The 21415-nt window shown below is 38.8% G+C and carries 28 protein-coding genes; 18 read left to right on the forward strand and 10 right to left on the reverse strand.

What is annotated here, in order from left to right:
• Positions 1-78: 78 nt before the first annotated feature.
• Positions 79-1020: a LysR family transcriptional regulator gene (locus tag AC6JA8_RS04580; protein ID WP_497975969.1), complete on the reverse strand. Its 942-nt coding sequence runs from the start codon at positions 1018-1020 to the stop codon at positions 79-81.
• A gap of 124 nt (positions 1021-1144) precedes the next feature.
• Between AC6JA8_RS04580 and AC6JA8_RS04585 the strand changes: the two genes are divergently transcribed.
• The 7 genes from AC6JA8_RS04585 (at position 1145) to AC6JA8_RS04615 (ending at position 7403) form a co-directional block, all read left to right on the forward strand.
• On the forward strand, positions 1145-2071 hold the full coding sequence (locus AC6JA8_RS04585; RefSeq protein ID WP_497975970.1) for an alpha/beta hydrolase: 927 nt from the start codon (positions 1145-1147) through the stop codon (positions 2069-2071).
• Positions 2071-2697 carry a flavodoxin family protein gene (locus tag AC6JA8_RS04590; RefSeq protein ID WP_497975971.1) on the forward strand — a complete coding sequence of 209 codons (627 nt, stop codon included), beginning with the start codon at positions 2071-2073 and terminating at the stop codon, positions 2695-2697. Before AC6JA8_RS04585 ends, AC6JA8_RS04590 begins: the two co-directional genes overlap by 1 nt.
• A gap of 368 nt (positions 2698-3065) precedes the next feature.
• On the forward strand, positions 3066-3635 hold the full coding sequence (locus tag AC6JA8_RS04595) for a response regulator (RefSeq protein WP_497975972.1): 570 nt from the start codon (positions 3066-3068) through the stop codon (positions 3633-3635).
• A 12-nt stretch (positions 3636-3647) separates the two neighbouring features.
• On the forward strand, positions 3648-4217 hold the full coding sequence (locus AC6JA8_RS04600; RefSeq protein WP_497975973.1) for a heme NO-binding domain-containing protein: 570 nt from the start codon (positions 3648-3650) through the stop codon (positions 4215-4217).
• Positions 4204-5682, forward strand: coding sequence for a sensor histidine kinase (locus AC6JA8_RS04605; protein WP_497975974.1), 1479 nt, complete (start codon positions 4204-4206; stop codon positions 5680-5682). The genes AC6JA8_RS04600 and AC6JA8_RS04605 overlap by 14 nt, the downstream gene beginning before the upstream one ends.
• Before the next feature lie 9 nt (positions 5683-5691).
• Positions 5692-6063: a response regulator gene (locus AC6JA8_RS04610; RefSeq protein WP_497975975.1), complete on the forward strand. Its 372-nt coding sequence runs from the start codon at positions 5692-5694 to the stop codon at positions 6061-6063.
• Positions 6060-7403 (forward strand): response regulator, encoded by a 1344-nt coding sequence (locus AC6JA8_RS04615; protein WP_497975976.1) that lies wholly within the window; start codon positions 6060-6062, stop codon positions 7401-7403. Before AC6JA8_RS04610 ends, AC6JA8_RS04615 begins: the two co-directional genes overlap by 4 nt.
• Before the next feature lie 13 nt (positions 7404-7416).
• Here the strand turns inward: AC6JA8_RS04615 and AC6JA8_RS04620 are convergent, their stop codons facing one another.
• Entirely contained in the window at positions 7417-8010 is a 594-nt protein-coding gene (locus AC6JA8_RS04620; RefSeq protein ID WP_497975977.1) for a hypothetical protein, read from the reverse strand.
• Positions 8007-8519, reverse strand: a complete 513-nt coding sequence (locus AC6JA8_RS04625; protein ID WP_497975978.1) for an RNA polymerase sigma factor — start codon at positions 8517-8519, stop codon at positions 8007-8009. Before AC6JA8_RS04625 ends, AC6JA8_RS04620 begins: the two co-directional genes overlap by 4 nt.
• A 79-nt stretch (positions 8520-8598) precedes the next feature.
• On the opposite strand from AC6JA8_RS04625, the gene AC6JA8_RS04630 reads away from it, so the two are divergent.
• From AC6JA8_RS04630 to AC6JA8_RS04640, 3 genes are read left to right on the forward strand one after another with little or no spacing between them, the layout of a single operon-like run.
• Complete coding sequence (locus tag AC6JA8_RS04630) at positions 8599-8895, forward strand: BufA2 family periplasmic bufferin-type metallophore (protein WP_497975979.1); 297 nt, start codon at positions 8599-8601, stop codon at positions 8893-8895.
• Positions 8882-9718, forward strand: a complete 837-nt coding sequence (bufB, locus tag AC6JA8_RS04635; RefSeq protein ID WP_497975980.1) for an MNIO family bufferin maturase — start codon at positions 8882-8884, stop codon at positions 9716-9718. Before AC6JA8_RS04630 ends, bufB begins: the two co-directional genes overlap by 14 nt.
• Positions 9715-10431, forward strand: a complete 717-nt coding sequence (locus tag AC6JA8_RS04640) for an HvfC/BufC N-terminal domain-containing protein (RefSeq protein WP_497975981.1) — start codon at positions 9715-9717, stop codon at positions 10429-10431. The genes bufB and AC6JA8_RS04640 overlap by 4 nt, the downstream gene beginning before the upstream one ends.
• A 49-nt stretch (positions 10432-10480) precedes the next feature.
• Here AC6JA8_RS04640 and AC6JA8_RS04645 read toward each other — a convergent pair whose 3' ends face one another.
• Positions 10481-11044, reverse strand: coding sequence for a TetR/AcrR family transcriptional regulator (locus AC6JA8_RS04645; RefSeq protein WP_497975982.1), 564 nt, complete (start codon positions 11042-11044; stop codon positions 10481-10483).
• Between the two features lie 105 nt (positions 11045-11149).
• Between AC6JA8_RS04645 and AC6JA8_RS04650 the strand changes: the two genes are divergently transcribed.
• The gene (locus tag AC6JA8_RS04650; RefSeq protein WP_497975983.1) at positions 11150-12268 is read left to right on the forward strand and encodes an FAD-dependent oxidoreductase; all 1119 of its coding nucleotides are present in this window, start codon (positions 11150-11152) and stop codon (positions 12266-12268) included.
• A 21-nt stretch (positions 12269-12289) separates the two neighbouring features.
• Here AC6JA8_RS04650 and AC6JA8_RS04655 read toward each other — a convergent pair whose 3' ends face one another.
• On the reverse strand, positions 12290-13549 hold the full coding sequence (locus AC6JA8_RS04655; RefSeq protein WP_497975984.1) for a hypothetical protein: 1260 nt from the start codon (positions 13547-13549) through the stop codon (positions 12290-12292).
• 22 nt (positions 13550-13571) lie between these two features.
• On the opposite strand from AC6JA8_RS04655, the gene AC6JA8_RS04660 reads away from it, so the two are divergent.
• From AC6JA8_RS04660 to AC6JA8_RS04670, 3 genes are read left to right on the forward strand one after another with little or no spacing between them, the layout of a single operon-like run.
• Positions 13572-13763: a hypothetical protein gene (locus tag AC6JA8_RS04660; RefSeq protein ID WP_497975985.1), complete on the forward strand. Its 192-nt coding sequence runs from the start codon at positions 13572-13574 to the stop codon at positions 13761-13763.
• A gap of 6 nt (positions 13764-13769) precedes the next feature.
• On the forward strand, positions 13770-14183 hold the full coding sequence (locus AC6JA8_RS04665) for an alkyl hydroperoxide reductase (protein ID WP_497975986.1): 414 nt from the start codon (positions 13770-13772) through the stop codon (positions 14181-14183).
• A 45-nt stretch (positions 14184-14228) separates the two neighbouring features.
• Positions 14229-14600: a hypothetical protein gene (locus tag AC6JA8_RS04670; protein WP_497975987.1), complete on the forward strand. Its 372-nt coding sequence runs from the start codon at positions 14229-14231 to the stop codon at positions 14598-14600.
• On the opposite strand, the gene AC6JA8_RS04675 is transcribed toward AC6JA8_RS04670, so the two are convergent.
• Positions 14593-15504: a LysR family transcriptional regulator gene (locus AC6JA8_RS04675; protein WP_497975988.1), complete on the reverse strand. Its 912-nt coding sequence runs from the start codon at positions 15502-15504 to the stop codon at positions 14593-14595. The genes AC6JA8_RS04670 and AC6JA8_RS04675 overlap by 8 nt on opposite strands.
• A 93-nt stretch (positions 15505-15597) precedes the next feature.
• Here AC6JA8_RS04675 and AC6JA8_RS04680 point away from each other — a divergent pair, with 93 nt between their 5' ends.
• The 3 genes from AC6JA8_RS04680 to AC6JA8_RS04690 all read left to right on the forward strand — a co-directional run bounded on the left by AC6JA8_RS04680 (position 15598) and on the right by AC6JA8_RS04690 (position 17420).
• Positions 15598-16095, forward strand: coding sequence for a GlcG/HbpS family heme-binding protein (locus tag AC6JA8_RS04680; protein WP_497975989.1), 498 nt, complete (start codon positions 15598-15600; stop codon positions 16093-16095).
• Between the two features lie 22 nt (positions 16096-16117).
• The gene (uraH, locus tag AC6JA8_RS04685; protein ID WP_497975990.1) at positions 16118-16516 is read left to right on the forward strand and encodes a hydroxyisourate hydrolase; all 399 of its coding nucleotides are present in this window, start codon (positions 16118-16120) and stop codon (positions 16514-16516) included.
• 112 nt (positions 16517-16628) lie between these two features.
• Positions 16629-17420: an alpha/beta hydrolase family protein gene (locus AC6JA8_RS04690; protein ID WP_497975991.1), complete on the forward strand. Its 792-nt coding sequence runs from the start codon at positions 16629-16631 to the stop codon at positions 17418-17420.
• Between the two features lie 5 nt (positions 17421-17425).
• On the opposite strand, the gene AC6JA8_RS04695 is transcribed toward AC6JA8_RS04690, so the two are convergent.
• Positions 17426-19057: a tail fiber domain-containing protein gene (locus AC6JA8_RS04695; protein ID WP_497975992.1), complete on the reverse strand. Its 1632-nt coding sequence runs from the start codon at positions 19055-19057 to the stop codon at positions 17426-17428.
• Between the two features lie 146 nt (positions 19058-19203).
• Positions 19204-19734: a hypothetical protein gene (locus tag AC6JA8_RS04700; RefSeq protein WP_497975993.1), complete on the reverse strand. Its 531-nt coding sequence runs from the start codon at positions 19732-19734 to the stop codon at positions 19204-19206.
• Positions 19735-19892: 158 nt separating this feature from the next.
• Between AC6JA8_RS04700 and AC6JA8_RS04705 the strand changes: the two genes are divergently transcribed.
• Entirely contained in the window at positions 19893-20570 is a 678-nt protein-coding gene (locus AC6JA8_RS04705) for a hypothetical protein (protein WP_497975994.1), read from the forward strand.
• Position 20571: 1 nt separating this feature from the next.
• Here the strand turns inward: AC6JA8_RS04705 and AC6JA8_RS04710 are convergent, their stop codons facing one another.
• Together AC6JA8_RS04710 and AC6JA8_RS04715 are read right to left on the reverse strand one after the other, a co-directional pair.
• Entirely contained in the window at positions 20572-21024 is a 453-nt protein-coding gene (locus AC6JA8_RS04710; protein WP_497975995.1) for an SRPBCC domain-containing protein, read from the reverse strand.
• Between the two features lie 25 nt (positions 21025-21049).
• Entirely contained in the window at positions 21050-21403 is a 354-nt protein-coding gene (locus AC6JA8_RS04715) for a DUF1428 domain-containing protein (protein WP_497975996.1), read from the reverse strand.
• Between the last annotated feature and the right edge of the window lie 12 nt (positions 21404-21415).

Here is a 21415-nt window from a genome sequence, read left to right on the forward strand (position 1 = left end):
ATATTTTGTCGATTTCAACTATCGTTCCAGCGGACTTTTCTAATCACAAGGCAACAAGAAGTGTGTGTTGGAACTAACTCACGATAACCGCTTTTTGCCTTTCTTCTTATAAGATAAACCTTTTTTGGATGTAAAAAAATCTATAAACGCTCGCATCTTCGCTGGCATTTGTGCGCGAGAGGGCATGTAAAGATTAAACCCAGGCCAAGATTGGCTCCATGAATCTAGAACTCTTACTAAAGTGCCGTTTTCTATATACGAGTTTAAGGCCAGATCGAAGTGAATAATTAATCCGACACCTTCAACGGCCATGCGAATGAGTGCCAATTCATCGTTCGTCGTCAATGAGCCTTTTGGCTCGAATAAAACGTCTTGGTTAGGCCTTTGAGGATTTGTGAATTCCCAATGATAAACTGATTTATTTGCAGTAGGACGAAAACGCAAACAATTGTGTTGGTTTAAATCAGAAGGAGTCTTTGGCATTGGATGGTTTTTAAAATATTCAGGAGAGCCAACCACCGCCATTTGAATATCAGGTGATATTGGTATAGCAACCATGCTATCTAAAACGCTTTCTCGAAGCCTAATGCCCGCATCACATCCTTCCTGAACAATGTCTCCGATCCCGTCATCCATGACTAGCTCAATATGAATTTGCGGATACAAATTATAAAACTCCTTAAGGTGAGGCTCGATCAAGAGCCTTGCAGCCACGCGGGAAGTATTAATACGAATTTCACCAGAGGGAGTTGAAAGAGATTCCCCAGCGACCCCGGCAGCGAACTCAATCGACTTAAGGGCCGGTTCAACTTGTTTGAGAAAAACCTTACCTTCCTCAGTCAGAGAAATACTGCGGGTTGTTCTGTTTAACAGGCGAACATTTAATTTATCTTCTAGCATTCTTATTGTTTGCGATAGAGCCGAAGGGGAAACACCTAGCACTTCAGATGCAAGAGTAAAGCTGCCATGTTTTGCAAGCTGGCAAAAAGCTGAAATCGCCGGTAATAGGTTTCTATCCATTTTCACCTCACATTATGAAGTTTAACTTCAAAGTCATTGAAGTATTAGCATATTCTCAATAAACAATACCAGCATTAAAATTAATAAAGAGAGAATTTATTTAACAAACCAATAGGAGATATTTATGAAAACTGTGAGTATTAAAAATCGCGACATGTATTGGGAAATCGCCGCAGATCTTTATTTCCCGCCAGGATTTGATGAATCAAAAAAGTATCCGGCCATCGTGAGCGCCCACCCAATTGGTAGCTGTAAAGAGCAGACTTCAGGAAATGTTTACGGTGCTGCTTTAGCGAAAGATGGATTCGTTGTTATTGCTTTCGACCGCAGTTTTCAAGGGGCTAGTGGTGGTGAGCCACGATTTACTGAAGACCCAACTTTAGCCGTAGAGGACTTCCGTCACGTTGTGGACTATCTTGTGACACTTCCATATGTCGATGAAAACCGTATTGGAGTGTTAGGTATTTGTGGTGGTGGCGGTTATGCGATCAACGCCGCAATGACTGAACGCCGCTTTAAAGCTGTAACGACTATTACAGGAGTCAATTATGGCCGTCTTATGAGAGAGGGATTCAGTAATTTTAACCCAGTGGCATTGCTTGAGGGGATTGCTCAGAGACGTACAATTGAAGCTCGTGGTGAAGATTATAGAGTGACTGATCTACTACCGCCTTCAGTCCAAGCAGGGAAGGAAGCAGGCATCAAAGATATTGATGTACTGGAAGCAACTGACTATTACAGAACTCCGCGAGGACAAAGCCCGAACGGTCGCAACCGCTCACTTGATTCGCACCAAGCGGCAGCAGTCGGATGGGATGCATTTCACTTGGCCGAAGTTTTATTAACACAACCGTTAATGGTGGTTGTTGGGGATAAAGTAGGGGCTTTCGGTGCTTATCGTGATGGTTGTGAAATTATTGGTCGTGCAAAATCACAAAAGAAGGAACTCGTTGTTGTCGAAGGATTTTCGCACTACGACCTTTACGATAAAGCTGAGCCGGTTGACAAGGCATTGGCGAAAGTCATCCCATTCTTTAAAGAAAATCTTTAATGAAGAAAATGAAGGGTAAAAAAATGATTTTATCTATTGTGGGGCTGGTTGTTGCAGCCCCCATTTTATATCTCGTGTATATTGCATTGGTAGAAAACTATCAGTTTAACAAAAATAATGAACTTTTAATTAAAAGACCTACTGTAAACGATAGCGGCGTGGCAGTGGTTTCATTTTCGAGATCAGGAACAACAAGACTGATGGCCAATAGAATTGCTCACATTTTTAATGCTGATGAATTTAGAATTGAAGCGCCTGAATACGAAAGAGGAGTCGTTGGTCTTGTTAAGGCTACGGCACAGGCTAGAAATCACGATGTAGAAATTCATCCAAAGAAAATCGATTTATCGAAATACCATACAGTGTTTTTAGGTTCTCCGATCTGGTTATATAGTCCGGCACCACCTATTTGGACATTCTTAAAAAATAATAATTTTGATGGAAAGAAAGTGGTTTTGTTTAATAGTCATAACAGCAAATTTGAGCAAAGATTTATTGATGAATTTAAAGAGATTGCTATTTCCAGAGGAGCAACTTCGTTTGAACATAAAATCATTCTTCGAGGTCGTGTAGGAAGTCAGCTATCTATAGACGAATTTCTAAAGAAAGTTGATGATCTTTTTTGAATCGACCAGTCTTAACCTGGAACATATTTTATCAAATACTATTGTTACGCTGGCAAGATTAGAAGGTATGATCGATGAGAACAATCAGATTCGTGAATAGATAGAGACAACATAATCCCCAGTAAGTCTTTACGATTTCTGGGGAGATGAGAAAATTGCTCAATCCCAGGCCTTAGATCCTATAAGGTTATTTCACTTTACTCAATATATTGGCATAAAAAAAATGATTTTGTGAAAAGGTATACTCACCATTTTTCTTTATGTGTCTGGAGTTATGGTGATCATTTCAAACTCTTTAGTAATACATTCAGATGTGTGATAATGAGCGCTAAGAATACCATCGTGATCTAGTGCTTTTGAGGTGAAACTTGAGCTTAAAAAGTGACAAAAAGATCTTTACGACAATTGAAGTTGCCCAAAAATGTGGAATGAATTATCAGATTGTCTCCCGTTGGTTTAATAGATACCGTATTCAATTCCCCTGGAAACCCGAACAAAAAGTATCATTAGATGAATTTGTCGAGTTTATCAATAAAAGCCTGCCGGTAGAAAATGAAAAAAAGCCAAAACGTCCAAGTGTTTTAATTGTGGACGATGAAGAGAATGTTGCCAATAGTATCAGCAGAGTTTTTCAATGTAATGGTTTTGATATTCTTCTGGCAGAAAATGGCTTTAAGGCTGCCATCCTGGCGAAAAAAGAAGTCCCGCAAATTATCACCATCGATCTCTCTATGAACGGTTTAGATGGTTATGATGTCGTGAGCATCATACAAAAATTAAAAGTTAGGCAAAAAGCTTGGATCATAATTATATCAGGCAGCTCTCATGATAGTTGTGAGCGTGCCGTTGAAATGGGAGCAGATTTTTATTTGCAAAAACCTTTTTCAAAAACGGACTTGGAAAAAATCATTTGGAGGGTTTGTCCAAAGTCAGCATGAAGGGAGAGATCTGTGAAAGGTGTCGTCTTTATTGCTCTTTCGTCGATGATTCAGCAACTTTATGGTCATCGAGTTTGGAATGAGTTCTTGGATGAATCAGGAGTAGAATCACAAGGGATTTACACTTCCACAGAAATTTACGACGATAAAGAGTCTCAGCTTTTACTTGATACAATCTCCAGGAAATTAGGTAAAGAACAAGGTGAAATCCTCCATGCATTTGGCACTTATCTCATAAAATATTTTTATAGACTGTATCCTCAGCTTTTCGATCATGTAAATTTCCTTTCATTTATGCGCTCAATTGACAGCAATGTTCATCCAGAGATTGAAAAGATCTCTCCACGTCTTATCCCGCCCGTTGTTCAAGTCGTAAGCAGCAATGAGAATGGCTTTAGCATTAAATACTCCTCTAAAAGAAAGTTATGCCATCTGGCCCATGGCCTGATTGCTGGGGCTGCAAAAATATATAAAGAAGATGTAGTAATCCGTCACATCTCATGCATGAGGGAAGGTAGAGATTGCTGTATGTTTGAAGTTCTTTATAGACGGAAACAGGAAGGGATGAATGGGGATAAATAAAATTACCACCATGAAAGAGGCCTTAGAAGAAATTAGAGCTTTGGAAGAGGCCTTTCAAAGAGAGCAGAAATCACGTGAAAAAGCAGAACGAATCCTAGAGGAGAAAGCCTCGAATTTGTCTAAAGTAAATGCTCATCTACATGAGCAATATTTAAACTCGACAAAAGCAAGTCACGATATTGATTATTTGTTGAAGATCACCAACCTGGAAGATGATGAGACCGAAGACAGTGCATCTATTATAAAAAACTTTTTGAGAATTAGTTCAAACCATCTCTGGTCAGAGGCGGGATTTGCTTTTTTATGTGATATTGAAAATCAAAAGATCAAGCCAGTAACTTCTTTTTTGCTCGCTTCTGGCCAACAAAGTGTCACTTATTCAGATGAGGCATTTTTAAAAGAAAATTTCGATTTTTTGGAAATTCACTTGGATGCTACATACCCATTAAGATATTCCAAGTTCTCTCAAGAGATGAGAAAAATTAATCCATTATATTCACTTCTTAATCACAGCTATTTATGTCCTCTGGAAGTTGATGCGAATGAAAAATACCTCATATGGTTTACCTTTTCTAATTCGATAGAGCTTGATGAAATCACAATTGAGCTTGTTGATAGAGGAATTGGGCAACTCAAGAGTATCTTGCAAAAAAAGAAGTCAAGAATGCTCTTAGTAGATAACTTTAAAAAATTAAAGGACATAAAATCTCAGTTGATTCAGTCTGAAAAAATGGCCTCTATCGGTACGATCTCTGCAGGGATTGCCCATGAAATCAATAATCCTCTCAGCTTCCTCTTAACCAATTCTGAAGTCTTAAAAGAGTATATGGGGAGCATTATAGACTATATCAATAATTTAGAACATGGATTTGAGAGTGAAGAAAAAAAAGATCAAATGAGAAAGAATATTGAATACATAATTAATGATACCCCGATGCTTATGAAGGAGTCTTTGGAAGGAATAGAGAGAATAAGAGAAATTATTAACGGGTTGAGGGCCTTCTCAAGAGCTGATGACGGTGAAATAAAAGAGTTCAGTGTCAACTCTTGCATTGAGAGCTCACTGCGATTGGTCTCCAATGAGCTTAAACACAAATGCAAAGTTGGAAAAAAACTTGAAAGTGATTTGATGATCCGAGGCTCTGAAGGTCAAATCATCCAGGTCCTAACGAACTTACTGGTCAATAGTGCTCAGGCCATTGATGACTACGGTGTCATTGAAATCACCTCGCGCGACGAAGATTCGAATGTAATTGTTACTATACGAGATAATGGAAAAGGGATTTCGAAAGAAAACCTGAATAACTTATTTACACCTTTTTTTACAACCAAGCCAGTAGGTCAGGGAACAGGCCTTGGATTATCTATAAGCTATGGGATTGTACAAAGACATAAAGGGACAATTAATGTCGAAAGCAGTGTTGGGATAGGCACAATATTCGATATCGTTCTCCCTGCAGCCTGAGAGGGGTTTATGGCCAAAATTCTCTTTTTAGATGATGAAGAGCGAATCCTCAATACTTATAAAAGAATGCTTCATCCAACAGACATAGAAGGATTTTACGCCAAAAATTCACAAGAAGCGATAAAGATAATTCAGAATGAAAAAATAGATCTAATTATATCAGATTATAGATTGGAGCAAGAAACAGGATTAGACTTCCTAAAGTTTGCCAGGAAGAAAGGAATCAATGTCCCGATGATTATTATCAGTGGGTATGCTGAAGAAAGTTTTATCAAAAGTGCGATGGAGCTTAATATTGTCCAGGATTATTTAGTTAAGCCCATTGGGCTGGATATCTTCAAGAAACTTATTATAAAATTTCTTCCTGGGGAGATTGTATGAATGCAGTCACTGAAGAGCTGAAGAAAGATAGAATTCTCTTTGTAGATGATGAAGCCTTTATTTTATTTTCCCTTAGGAGATACTTTAGGCAACACAATATTGAAGTCGATGTTGAAACAGACTGTATAAAAGCAGTTGAAATGGTCAAGGAGAATAATTACAAAGTTATTATCAGTGATTTTAGAATGCCTTCGATGAATGGCGCTGATTTTCTAGACGTCGTCAAAGAAGTCTCTCCTGCAAGTATTCGCCTGATGCTTAGTGCTTATATTTCACAGGAAACACTTTTGGAAATTATTAATAAGAGTGAGGTCTTTAGATTTATAAGTAAACCTTGGAAAGATAAAGAGCTATTGTCGATTATTCAAGAATCTATTTCAAAATATGACCGAGAGATCTTTGCCAGAGAAGAGCTTTTTAGGAAGCAAGGGGCATCTCTTGCGGATATTGTGCCACTAGAAATGGCGAAAGATTCCCTAGATTCCAGAACACTGGAGGAAGACCATTACCTTGAGGAGATCCTGCCATCTCCCATCTATGATTCGGTAGATGCTAAGAAGTTATGTGAAGTCCTAAGACTTGAAGAGCATCAGCACCTAAATTACATTATAAATCTGGTTTCCAGCAGAATTGGAAACCATTGCAAGCGAGTTTCCCAGCTTTCTGCATTTGTTGGAAATGCCATGAATCTGGATACCGTGGCCCAAAAGAACCTCTATTATGCAGGTTTATATCATGATGTTGGAAAGTTATTCGAGTTAGCCGCTCAAACAGAACACAGTGAGTTGGGTGCAAACCTCTTATCTAATTTTTTAGAGCTCAAAGATGCAGCAAATATTGTTCGTTACCACCATAAAAGACTCGATGAGGAGGGAGCTTCGAGCATTCCGTTAGAGAGTAAGATACTTTGTCTTGTAGATCATTTCGATAAAGAGGTGAGTTCAAGTGTTAATTATGAATTGGATGAAAGACCCAAAACATTGGCATTAATCTTAGCGGAAATGGAAAAAGAGAAAGGGACTAGGTTTGATGCAGACATTTTTGAATCCTTTAAAGAGATTATCTTAAAGAACTTTAAGCTAGAAATGTTCTTTAATGAAAGGAAAATTCATATCGTAGAGCTGGAAGAATCAATGGTTCTCTCGCGTCCTCTTTTTAACATAGAGGGGAAAATGCTTTTAAATAGTGAGTATAAAATAACTAAAGAGATTCTAAAAAGACTTTTAAGACACCATGACCAGATCGGAATTAAAAATCCTTTCTATGTGTATGAAAAAACACCTGAAAAGCGATTTAACTTTGAGGAGTTTATAAGTAAGAAAATAAAGGTTCCAATTTAAAAAAGAGAAAATATTATTTTCTTAGGCTAATCCAAGTGGGAATAATGCTCGCAGGAAGCAAATGGCATAAAAGCATATGGACCGTCTCGTTGCTGCAAGTAGAGTGAAGCATAAAGCTTGCAGATAATGAAAGCCCCCATACAATGGCCAGTGAAAAAGGTTGATATTTAGATAATGGAAAACGTTTTAAATAAAAATGGGCCAGGATAGACGTGATGAGTGAGGCACAAATCGCTTCGACTTCACAAAAGGCCCTGATTTGCGAATAGACTGGTGAAAGGCTTGTTCTATAAGAATGTATCGCGATAAAGAAAATAATTAATAGGCTAGTTGCAATCAGATTCTTTCTTAATCTCATTCCAGGAATGAGAGAGCGAAAGCCCAAAGAGAGCAAAGATAGGATGATGAACCCGAGACAAAGTGTCTCCACATTTTCTATTCGATTAGATAATGAAAAGGCCATTGGGTTGTATAGAGCGCTTACGAGATAAAAGGCCAGGAGGACAAAGAGGAAAGAAGTAAAAGATTTCGTTAGTACTGAGAAATCTCTTTTCTGTGCTTTTTTATCATTTACCAATTCGGCAATAAGTGTTTTGGTATCCTTCATTTAATTAGTTCCTCGCGAATTTTAGCAAAGGCCCTGGAAAGTTTTGTTCTCAAGGCGTTTTCTTTCATTCCTAGTTTTTTAGCTACTTCCTGAGTCGAATAACCTTCAAGTTTTGTCAACGTAATGGCTGCCTTAACCTCTGGGGAAAGCTTATCTAATGCCATGTAAACGGCTTCTATAAGTTCATTCGTTGAATCTTCTTCATTTGTTACATTGTCGATGAATTCCTGGAATTGGTGGGGATTTTTCCTTAGATAATCAATGACTTTATAGCGGGTTATGGCGTGAATCCAGGCAAGGCTGTTATGGCCAGGGGTGAAGGTTTTTAAGCTGTGATGCAGCCCTAAGAGGATTTCCTGGGTTACTTCTTCGCGGAGTTCCGCTCTGGATAGCCATTTCTTTAGCCGGTTATTTAAGTATGTATATGAGAGTTCCAGAAGGCATTGATAGGCCTGCGCATCCCCGATTTGGGAACGAATTAAGAGGTCATGAAATTTTTTTTCGTCCACTGTAACATTTTACATCTCCTTTACGAACTTACTAGTAAATACTCATCATTTTGATGTGTAGAACAAAAAGGAGATGAAGATGAAGAAAGAATTAAGTCCAATTGTACTTGGAGCCATTGCAGGATTAGTAATGTTATCAGGCAATGCTCAGGCCGGCAAAAGTGAAATGACTAAAGATGAGCAAGTTATGTGTTACGGGGTTAACTCATGTAAAGGAACAGGTTCATGTGCAGGAAAAATTGATGCTTGCAGTGGAAAGAACGGTTGCAATGCTGAGCTTAAGTGTGCAGGTCACAATGAGTGCAAAGGAAAAGGATTAATCAAAACTTCGAAAAAAGAATGCTTGGATAAAGGTGGAAAAGTTGCAAGCAAATAGTCTTTTGAAAGTGGGTATGGGGTTACGCCATACCCACTTTCCTGAAATTTTAGAAAGAATAGAAAATGATCCAAAACTGTTAGGTGTGGATTATTTTGAAATCATTACAGAGAATTTCTTTGAAACCAAGGGAAGACCATTGTCTGTTTTGGAGAAAGTGCGTGAACATGTACCTGTATCTTTTCATGGAGTGTCTCTTTCAATCGCTTCGCATGGGAATTTGAATTTTGATTACCTTAATAAGGTTAAAGAGCTTGAAAGACAGCTACAACCCTTTCTTGTCTCTGATCATCTCTGCTGGAGTGGATTGGAAAAAAATAATATGCACAATTTACTTCCATTTCCTTACACGAAAGAGAACCTAGAATACTTGGCAGAGAAAGTTTTGAGAGCACAAGATTTCTTAGGCCGAACTCTACTATTTGAAAACCTTTCAGCTTATATAGGTTTTTACGAAAGTGAAATGAGTGAGGCTGATTTTTTAAATGAGCTCCACCAAAAGACCGGATGTCATCTTCTTTTGGATCTTAATAATGTTTTTGTAAATTCATATAATCAAAATTTTTCAGCGAAGCAATGGCTGGAGAAAATACCGCCAAATGCGGTTAAAGAGATCCATTTAGCTGGCTTTAGTGATATGGGAAATTTTTACTTTGATACCCATTCATGTCCGGTGGCAGATGCAGTTTGGGAAATCTATAAAGAACACTTGGTTCATTATAAAGAAGCAGTGACAACGATTGAGTGGGATGAAAACATTCCTTCTTATGATGTGGTCCTGGCAGAGGTCTCAAAGGCAAGAAAGATAGTGGGGTCGATATGAGATTAAAGTCTCTTCAAGAGGAATTTGTTAAAAGTATTGTCAATCCTAACGACGAAGTTACACTTTCTTTTCGAGCAGAAGGAAAACTCTCGGCCGTGGAAGCACTTGAGGTCTATAGGCAAGATTATGAGGCGCGGATGTTGGAAGCCTTGGGAAGCAACTATGAGGCCACCTGGCTTCTTTTGGGGGATGAAGGTTTTTTTTCGCTCGGAAAAAAATATATATTCTCCCACCCATCTTCGTTTAGGAGTCTGATTGACTACGGTCATTCCTTCCCGGAGTTTCTTCTAAGCGAAAACGCAGGGGGAGCTGTTGTCGCTATGGCCGAGTTCGAAAGAGCATTTTGGAAGCTTTTCCATGATGAGCAAAATTCGAGCATCACTCTTACCCAGGAAGATGTTTTATCTACACATTTTGGACTCAGAAAAATTTCTCTTATTCAGGCACCTTTTAAAATAAATGAGGTATGGAATCATCGACAGGACGCTGCAGAGGTATTGGAGGATGTGGATCTAGAGGTTGAAACCTTTCTCGCTCTTTTTAAGGCCGATGAAAAAGTTCTTTTTTTAGTCTTGTCAGAAAAAGGGTTTCGCTTTCTTGAGGAGCTAAAGCAGAAAGAAATTATTTCTGAATGCCAGATGGTTCCAGAGCAAGACGATTGGGCCGATATCTTTTCAATTTTAAAGTGGTCGAAAAGACTTTCCTGGGCATAGTAATAGATCAATAGTTTGCAGAAAGTCCTACTGAAAAATCATAAATTGATTACTCATCCCACCCCCCTCTCAATACCCCAAACATTCTTTTAAGCGCTTCTTTCGAATTCCCAACCTTCATCGCTCTATAAAACGCATCCAGCACAAATCTTGCCACCACATCTGCTTCAACACTCGTCATCTTCTTTTTAGCTTCTTTTCTAATAACCTCTGAAAGTACAATCTCATGCCTCATCCACATCTGGCCTGCGTACCGACTTAATTCAGGAGTCTCATCCACTAAATTTATAAAGGCCTTAGCATTCTTTCTATGGCTCGCCGGAACCTCACTAATTCTCTCAAGCCCAGCAAGCTCCAAGGCATCAAGAATACTTTGTCCTTTCTTTCTATTTTTTACTGTATTGACCAGCCATTCTTCAATTTCAAAATCTTCGTCAAAGACCAGCATCTCTTTCGTTGGAAAATACTTAAAGAGAGTAGGAATAGAGACTTCTGCAAGCTCCGCAATTTCAGCAGTGGTCACATTATAGTAGCCACGCTCCAAAAAGAGCTTGGTCGCCAGGTTTGAGATGGCCTTTCTTGTTTTTTGTTTTTTTAGTTGTCTTAATCCCATTAGGTCTCCGTTTTTATTATGTTAACTAAATTAAATAATTAAGTCACTTAAATTTTTCAAGGTTTCGTGTTAAAGTTCAGATATTAGTTCCGAAAGGAGGAGATAATGAATATCGTTATTATCGGTGGAGGGCTTGGCGGTTTAGCATTGGCCCGAGTGCTTTTAGTTAATGGAGTTAAGGCCACCGTCTATGAGGCCGAAGCATCCTTAGGCGCGCGCTCACAGGGCGGGCTTTTAGACATCCACGACTACAACGGGCAGCTGGCCCTTAAAGATTGCCATTTATATGAGGAGTTTTTAAAGCTCATTATACCGGGGGCGGACGCTCATCGTATTTTGGACAAGAATGCCAATATTTTGCACGAAGATCAGGATAGGGGGCATGGATCACGCCCTGAAGTTTATCGTGGAGAGCTTCGCGAAATGCTGATTCATTCTTTGCCAAAAGAATCTATTGTCTGGGGTCATAAATTATCGGGTGTCAAACCGCTTTCTAATGGCAAGCACGAAGTGACTTTTACCAATGGAGTGACTGTCGTGAGTGCTCTTCTGGTTGGAGCAGATGGAGCATGGTCGAAAGTGAGACCACTCCTAACAGATATAGTGCCTTCTTATATTGGAACGTCTTTCATCGAACTCTATCTTTACGATGTTGATAAAAATCATAAATCAGTTGCCAATATTATAGGCAATGGAACTCTCATGGCCTTGGCACCAGGCAAAGGAATTCTCGGGCATAAAGAGACGAATGGAACCTTTCATGCTTATGTGGCCCTTAATCAATCTAAAGAATGGATCTCAAAAATAGATTTAACTGATTCTAAGAATGCTGCTCTTCAAATCGCAAACGAGTTTAATGATTGGTCGAGCGATTTACAGGCCATTATCCTTGAGGGGCAAACATCACCCCAGATTCGAGCAATTTATGCCCTACCTGTCGGTATAAGTTGGGAGCGAGTGCCAGGAGTGACTTTAATTGGGGACGCCGCTCACTTGATGTCTCCCTTTGCCGGCGAAGGGGCGAACCTCGCTCTTTATGATGGAGCGGAACTTGGTAAGTTCATTGTAAAGAATCTCAACGATATTGAAGCTGGTTTAGAAGATTTTGAAAAAGAGATGTTTATAAGAAGTGCACATTCAGCAGAGGAGTCGGATCGAAATTCTAAATTATTTTTTAATCAAGAGTCACCGCAAAGTGTGGTTAATCTTTTTTTGGGAAAATGATCAACGTAAGAACGGACTTAATCATTTACCAAGAGTCATCTTTTTTAAGGCTGAAAGAGTTTGTACATAGGTGACTTTGGTGTACTTTTTTTCAAGCTGATTAAAGATGGACTCAAAATCACTCCGTTTTGGTAATTCTTCAATTTTTAAGAAGCTATCAACAAAATCTTCGACAACAATAAACATCATACTCAGTGGAGCAATCGCAATACTAAGTGTCTTTGGAAAACCAATTCCACTTTTTGAGCCATGATGCTCTCTTATAATTGCACCAACTCCAGGAGGAATTCTCGGAAACCGCTCAATTATCTCTGCTGATTGAAACGCATGATTTAAAACAAGATTTTTTTCTGCTCTTGGCAATGATAATTCCTCCAGCTCGGTGAGGGAATGAACTTTCATTAGCTCGCTCTCTGGAAGAGAGATATCATGAAAGAAAGAAATGTAAGTCAACTTTTCTTTTATCTGAGGAGTTTCCCATTCAAAGCTTTCCACAAGCTTGTGCAGAATAAGACTGACGAGGTAAGTGTGAGCGTAAGCATAAGAATGTTTATTCGCTCTTAATGAATGTAAAAAATCCAATAAAGCGTTATTTTCTTGGAGACTATGTTCCATGGCCTTAACACTTTCTTCAAAAAGTGCAATCGTATAATCGTCAATACCTAAAGTGTGGATGCGTTCAAGGGTCATTTCATAAGTATCGGCAGTCAGTGAAATCCGCTCCATCTTACTCAAGTTAGGTGAGTCTAGTTTTAATAAGAGCTGGTCTGTAACGTAATTTACAAATTGAGGAAAATGCTCTTTAGCGATGAAAAATTCTCTTAGCCCGGCTTTTTTATATCTTTCAATATCGGATCTTTCAAATTGATCAGTAGAGTGTAGTCTTTTGATGTATTGATAGATTTCTCCATTTTTAACACGAATATAGACATCACATCCGAAGCTTAGAGAATTGATATTGAAGAAATACTGAATACTCACAGGTACATAGTCAGAAGTGACTCGAGAAGTGTCAAAATTAACTTCCATCCCAATAATTTTAGCTGCCGTTTGTATGATGCCCTTCCATGATTCATCAGATTTTATGGTCAGAGTATTCTCGTAGCACTCGATTCTTTCTCCGATCACCAGCAAGGGAATATTTGAATGATTTTTTTGTAAGTATTGTGCAATCTTTAAGGCCACCGGTGCATGATCAATTTGTTCCCTGGAGATGATCAGATCTATGTTAGGTAAAATATCCAACAGAGAGATCGCATCTTCTGAAGAATCTTTTTCCACAACTTCACATCCCATATTTTTAATGAGATTCAGTTTGAGTATTGAGCGTAGAGATTCATCGCTTTCAATGAGAAGTATTTGTGACATGTCTCTTTATCGACTTTTTCTAAGAAAAAATAAACGCCTTTCATTTGATTTGGGACCAGAACTAAGTGTAAAACTCAACTTCATCAAGGCCTTGTCTCATTGTGATCCAATTCCAAATGAAAGATAATGAGGCATGAACAATCAAATCGCCAAAACAACTCTTAAAATTGCAGCGCTTTATAATGTCGTATGGGGGGCCCTGATTATCTTTTTCCCTCACGCACTCTTTGATTTTGCAGGATTGCCTAGGATGAACTACCCCGGCGTCTGGCAATGCGTGGGCATGATTGTTGGGGTTTATGGGGTAGGCTATTGGGTTGCGGCCAGTGACCCTCGCAGGCATTGGCCCATAGTGCTTGTAGGGTTTTTAGGCAAAATTTTTGGTCCGATTGGCTTTATTCAAGCGCTCTATACTGGTGTCTTCAATTTAAAATTTGGTCTGACCATTATTACCAATGACTTGGTCTGGTGGATTCCATTTTTTCTTATTCTTAAACAATGCTCAGGTGAGATGAAATCCTATTTAGCTGGAGAAGGTAAGTTATAAATGGAAGCCATTTTTTTTAAAGCGCAGCTTGCATCCAGTTGGTTTATGACCGGACTTATCTGGTTAATCCAAGTTGTCCATTATCCACTCTTCACGAAGGTAGGGGATGATAGCTTTCGTGAGTATCATTCATTTCATGCTCGGAGCATAACTTTTATTGTCGCTCCTGTAATGCTGATCGAGCTTCTTAGTTTCGTTGGTCTTTTTTTTATAAAGAGTCATGTTGAGTTTAATCTGCCTTTCGTCGGTTTCTTAATCGCACTTACTTGGGCAACGACTTTTTTTCTTTCTGTTCCTTCTCACGAGAGACTTAGTGCTGGTTTTGACCGCGATACTTGTAGACGGCTGGTAGTTTCAAACTGGTTGCGCGTAGGTGCCTGGAGCTTGAAATCAATTTATCTTCTGCTCTTTATTTGATTTTTTGGCGCTTAATTAATTCAATAAATTTTTGTAGTTTTGCTGGTTTTAATTTGGATTGTGGATAGATTAGGTATACCGGAAGACTTGCTCCCTGCCAGTCTTTGCATAATTGAATGAGACGGCCTTCTTGAAGATCCTTTTCAACAATCCATTTAGAGAGAACCCCAATCCCCAGGCCCATGAGTGCTGCCTCTCTCATTGCAAATAAATTATCTGATATAAATCGAGAATGAATTTTCATCGTTATTTCTTCATTCGTTTTTGCATAAAAAAGCTCGATACTATCGAGATAATGGGTCTTGAACGATATCCATGGAGAGTTTTGCAAGTCGCTGGGGTGAGTAGGTCTTTTTATTTTGGCGATCAAATCAGGTGAACTCACGATAATTCTTGGTAGCTCAAAAATTTTAATGGCGATTAAACTTGGATCATCTATATTGCCGACTTTTATTGCGCAATCCAGGTTCTCTGAAATGAAATCTGGTGATTTGTCGCTTAGTATCCACTCGATATCGACTTCTTTATAATTTTTTAGGTAAGTTGATAAAACATCGTTAAACTTTCCAATCCCTAGTGCTTGTGGAACCTGAACTCGAAGTGTTCCAGTTGGCGAAGTTTTCGCACCAGTCATTTCGGTCTCTATCAAACTCCAGCGCTCGACAATGTCCTTAGCGTGATAATAGAAGCGTCTACCTTCTTCGGTCACTTGCATTTGATGAGTCGTTCGTTGGATGAGTTTTAACCCCAGGCTTTGCTCAAGTGTTTTTAGTCTGCGGCTTATCGTAGGTTGAGTGGTTTTTAAAGACAGAGCTGCAGCGCTGAGACTTTTTGAGTCCACAATTCTAATGAACGTTTTCATTAATTCAAGTCTGTCAAAGCTCAGTCCAGCTGTATTTGTCATACGTATAGCGTATAACTGATTTGCATGGCTGTCTACTACCACCTAGGGGTAAAGAGGCTTATAATACTGGTAGTGTATAAACAAAGGAAAAATATGAAGTTTTTAATTCTAGTCTTCTGTTTGAGCTCTTCAGTTTCTTTTGCGGCCAATAAAGACAGCCTTACAGAAATGGCGCCACAACTCACTTTAGAGGGGGCTACTCAAATTGCCAAGCAAGCGCAAATGGCTGCACAAAAATTAAATAAAACAGTTTCTATTGCAGTCGTTGGAAGTCAGGGAGAGACTATTTTGATTTTTAAGGGAGACGGTGTGGGACCTCATAATACTGAGGCTGCGCGCAGAAAAGCGTACACATCTTTATCAACGAAAACGCCGACACTCTTACTGCTACGTAAGGCAAAAGAAAGTCCAGACACCACAAATTTAGCAGAGCTACCAGAGTTGCTATTATTAAGTGGAGGACACCCTCTCTGGAAAGATGGAGCCGTGATCGGGGCCATTGGAATTGCTGGAGGAGGAAGTCCTGAAAATGATGATTTAATTGCGAGTCAGGCAGGAGTTTCTCTTGCAGGTATTTCAACTAAAAAATAGCAAACTTTAACGAGGAGTTTTTATGTTCCGTTCTTTTTGTTTATTGGCCATCTTATCTTCATTTTTAAGTTTTTCTGCGTTTGCAGAAGGGATCTCTACGCATGTTTTAGATTTGGCCTCTGGAGTTGGTGGAAAAAACGTGCCTGTGACTTTAGAAATGCAAAATGAAAAAGGTGTGTGGTCTAAGGTTGCATCAGGAGTGACGGACGACAATGGCCGTATAAAGTCTTTTGGTGATTCATTTAAAACAAAAATCGGTAAGTACAAGCTCAACTTTGATATGAGTAAGTACTCAGGAGCTAAAGCGAGTCCATTTTTCCCTGAAATTAGTGTCGTCTTTAATGTTGCCGATGAGGGGCTACATTATCACGTGCCAGTGGTTGTAAGCCCTTACGGATATAGTACTTATAGAGGTAATTAGGCAGATGTAAAAATTACTGTCTAAGGGCCGTAAAATGACAATTTCTACCCAGAAGAGCTATCTTCTGGGCATGAAAAAACTAATTATACTTTTTGTTCTTATAATATCATCCGTGTCTCAGGCCTCAACCTTTAAAGTTGAGGTCATAAAAAAGACTATTTCTTATCTCGATGAATCCTTTACGACACAAGGGAATCTTTATCTTCCAGAGAATCCTAGAGTCGAAGGGATTGTCTATTTATATCCTACAATCTCTGGGCCTAGCCCCCTTGAAAAAACCACAGCTCGCTACTTTGCACGCAGAGGATTTGCTGTGATCATACCGGACCCGGTCGCACTTGAACTCAATGTGGCGAATCCAGATGTAGAACAACTCGATCGCGATTATTTTAAACCAGCTCAAGCTGCGATGGGCTTAATTGCGGTAGTAGACGAAAAAATAAAAAATGAAGTTCCAGTCTTTGCATTGGGTGCAAGCCAGGGAGGAATTAGGGCCCTTGGTCTTGCGGCCGAAAGCAGTAGGGTGAAGGCCGCTTGGTTTGCTGTTGCTGGAGGTAATTTTCCTCTAGTTTATGCAACATCTACTGTTAAAAAGATTACAACTCTACGTCAAAACCACATGGCCAAGCTTGGTTTTACTGACCCGAAAGACTATGAGCTTTACCTCAGAGCGAATTTAAAGAATGATCCGCTCTATTCATGCGAAAAAATCAAAATCCCTTTTGTCCAGGTGATTGCTTTAGATGATGATAAGGTTCCAACATCAACTCAACTAGAATTAAAAGAGGCCTGTCCTCCTCACAAAGTGATTCAGTTAGATGGTGGGCATGTCAAAGGAGCGAGCACAATCTATTTTTATAGAGCAAGAATATTAGATTTTTTCAGGAAGCAGATCTCAAACTAAGATTCTTAGTTTTTTGATTTCTTCTCTAGATTATCTAAACGTGTCTTTAGCAATTCGTTTTCTTCTTTCAAGGCAGCGATCTCTCTATGAAGCTTTTCGCTGTCATCTTGCCATTTAAAAAAGAACTCTTGAATCGCAGCAGTCGCAAGCGAAACGATGTTTCCATAGTTAACTTGTTTGTATCCATTTGAATCGTTTCGAACGACTTCAGGAATAACTTTTTCTACTTCCTGGGCCACATATCCAATTTGCTTTTCTTTTTTCTGATCTTTTTTCCAGTTGAAGTTCACACTTCTTAATTTTAAAACATCGTCTAGGGGAGAGGTTAATGCAGTGATGTTTTCTTTTAATCTTTCATCAGAAGAACAACTTGTCCCGTTCCACGTAATTGAACAGCCTGCGCCTCCAGCTCCTGTAGAGACGAAGTTGGCTATTGATCCACTGGTTGCAGTCGTACTCACGGTCAATCTTGATGTTGTAACTGGAGTTGTCCCAATGGCCACATTTCCAGCGTAATCAATCGTCAATCGTTTTGAACCAGTTGTAACGAGACTAAGATTAGGATTGTTCGCGTAACTTGTAGTGGACTCAAGCATGATCCCACCGCTCTTTTGAGACTCACCGGTGCTAGATTCGTTACTTAATTTGAAAAGAAATCCTAGTTGCCTTGTATTTGCAGTCGCTCCTGTTCCAGAGTGTCTCATAACCATGACGTCGCTATACGTCTGCCAAGTATTATTACCTGTATTGATATCTACTTTTGGATAGGCACCAGCGAATACTCCTGAACCAGCAATAAGCGGAGTCACAGAACTTGTTCCCAGTGTTAAAACACCATTATTCATTGAAACTTTTTTTCTAATTGTAAAGGCCGAAGCCGTAGCCGTCAGTAACATCCCAGAATGGACGGTTAAACTAGTATCACTGGCAATGGCCGTAACGATTTTCTCATCACCGTTTCCAGTAAAAAGAATCAAATCTCCAACGGCAACTTCAGACAAAAATGCCGTTCCAGTTCCCGTTACAGTGGTAGCACCTGCAGCTGCATCTAAAGTTCCTGTTCCATTTTTGAGTCCATTAATATCAAGTATGGCAGTCGGAGAGCTTGTCCCAATACCAACATTGCCAGAAGTTACGTATGTGTTACCAAGGCCAGAAGAATTATGGCCCCATGGAAGAACCAGTGTACTTGGTAGCCATTTATTAGAACTTTGATCATAGGCCAGAACATCTTTATCATCAGGTGTAAGAGTGCAATCAATAACAGCGCCATTGCCCAATGTTGAATCACATAATGAAAAGTTAATTTTGTAAGTGTTGTCAGCATAGGCTGATGAGAGGATTAGATCGAAAATTTTTCCAGCACTCCAGGTAACATTAGATAATGTATTAGCAATAATTTGTTCACTGCTTTGTGATTCAATGACGAGTGAATCACTATTTGACCCCTCATTCATCTTAATTAATTTTATTGATTCCAGGTTGTTTCCCCTGATAATCATTTGATTGTTTGTAAGCTGAATATTTGAAACAATAACTGACTTTGTTTTTGGATCGACTTTTATTCGAGCACCAGGAAGACAGCCATTAAAACAAAAAGAGAGTAAGACTAGTGAAATGAGAATAAACTTTTTCATGACTAGTATTGTACCACTAAAAAAAAAGGGCAGTTCCAATCAACTGAAATTAGGAAAATAATTCCGAGAAAATTGATAAGTTTGCCATAGAAAATAGGCGCACTGAAATTATGAGAATGAGAATAAAAGGCACATGCCTTTTTAATTTAAAAGAATGAATTGTGCGCTAAGAAGAATGAAAATGAAAGCAAGGTCGGATCTAAGAGTCTTTCAGAAGAAACTTCGAATTCTCGGCGGCTCGAAAAAGTAAAAAATGGTGTCACATCTCTCATTTGAAAAAATATGGTTGGGCCTTTTTGAAGTTTAAAATGAAAGCTAAAAAAACCTTCCCTGATTAAGTGATATTCTTCACCTTCAAAACGAATGACGATCTTTCTTTTTGTACCTTTTAACTCGGCCAAAACTCTCGCTTCACCATTCCCATCACCAAGAGAAATTTCGTAATCATTTGCCAGAAAATTATTAGTTAAGAGCTTACGATAGGCAGTCCATTTTTTCTGGTCAGTTTCAATCGTAGGGTTTGATTGGCATTGATTGCCGAGAGCATCTGACAGGGGCGCATTTTGGGTCTTCCAAATCGCGACTTTGGGCCATGAGATGCGAGCAATCGATCTATCATTTGAATCCAGAATTTCGGCTTCTGAGAGCGAGAGCCTTATGGCCTTGTAGAGTTTCAAGATTAACCCCTTATTTTTTCGTATTATATCTTATCGCTTTTACTATTTATGACTAGTCCAAATTTCTATAACAGGACTTTAGCCTTAAAAATTTTACCCACTTATTGGACAATTTTGGTCTTTTTCAATAAAAAATAAAAAACCTTCAAGGATTACTTATGAAACCTGTATTGTTATCACTGGTCTTTATTCTTTCAGCTTTTTCATTCTCGGCTTCAGCTAATCAAAACCAAGTTTGCTATTTAAAAACAGAAGTTGTTAAAGATGATATCAGCTATCTTGCGAATATGTTTAATATAGGTTCTATGTCATTAAATGATTTCACTAAAAAAACACAGCAGGGGCTGGAATTTTCGCTGACTCTTGCTTCTGGCAACACTCCACCGAATGATTATGTGATGTCGATGTTTGATAATGCGAGCATGCATTTTAATGTATTGACTCAAAACCTTAATACTCGCACGTATCTTATCCAGAACATTAATTTCTCAAAGCTTAAAAATGATTTTAATTCGTGCCTTACAGAAGAAGTTAAACAAAAATGCCCACAGGCCATTTCTCATTTCAATAATGCCATCTCATCTTTTTTAGCTAATCATAGCGAAGTTATCCGTGAGCACGGACAACTTTCATCTGCAAAAAAACAGGTGTTTTCAATCATAAGAAGTGATTATGAAAATAGCGTTGTGATGACTCCAGCAAAATTTAAGGAACTTTCTCAATTAATTCAGACGCCACAACAAAATTATAGATTTATTACGAATAAGACCCAAAAAGATCTAAATGAGATTTCTTCTTTGATTGAGAATGATCTGGCGAAATGTTTATTACAATAGTTTAAGGAGTCTCTTCGAGGTATTGCTTTAAGTTGTTTAATGACCCTTTGTAACCAACTTCGTTTCCTTTGAGCATTTGAGGCCCGCTATAAGAAGCGACTTGAATGGTCATTGAGATAAGGGTAGAGCTGTTTTTTTCACTTAATTCAATCGAGACCAAGGCCGAAGAAAGTTTGTTCTTTTGATAAAAGACTGTTTCTGTATACACAATACGCTTATTTTTAATGATGTCTTCATAGTGAAGAGTTCCGCTGAAATCTAAAGAGCCGGCGGGACCGCACTTGAATGTTTCAATCCCACCATTTTTAAAATTCGATTTTAGGTATTTTATTTTATCAGTGCCGGGTGCTGACCACTTGGCTTTTTCCTTTGTTGAGGATAGTGCCTTATAAACAGCATCAATAGGTGCCTTAATGACTTTCTTTAGTTTAATTGTCTTATGCTCTAGGTTCATTTTCCAGGCCTTGATAAAGGTTTAATTAAAGCGAAACAATCCCTTTAAATCCACCCATCACCATACGTTTTTCATCCATCTTCGTATCCATCATCACTTTCATTGTTGCCGGATCTTTTTGAAACGATTTAAAAACTTTTTCACGATGAGCTTTTGATTTAAACTCGGCCATCGCAATGATAATCACTTCACCAGTTTTAACTTTAATAACTTGCGGAAATAGATCTTTTGTTGCGTTTTTATCATCGGCAACGAAGTCACTGCTTGAAAGAGCGCCATGCTTAAGAAGAAGCTTTCCGATTTTAGTTGTCGTCTTCTTGTATTGGGCAAGATGTTTTTTATTAATTGGGAACATGCAAACGTCAACGTACTTGGCCATAATTATCTCCCT

The organism is Bacteriovorax sp. HI3 (assembly GCF_059738875.1).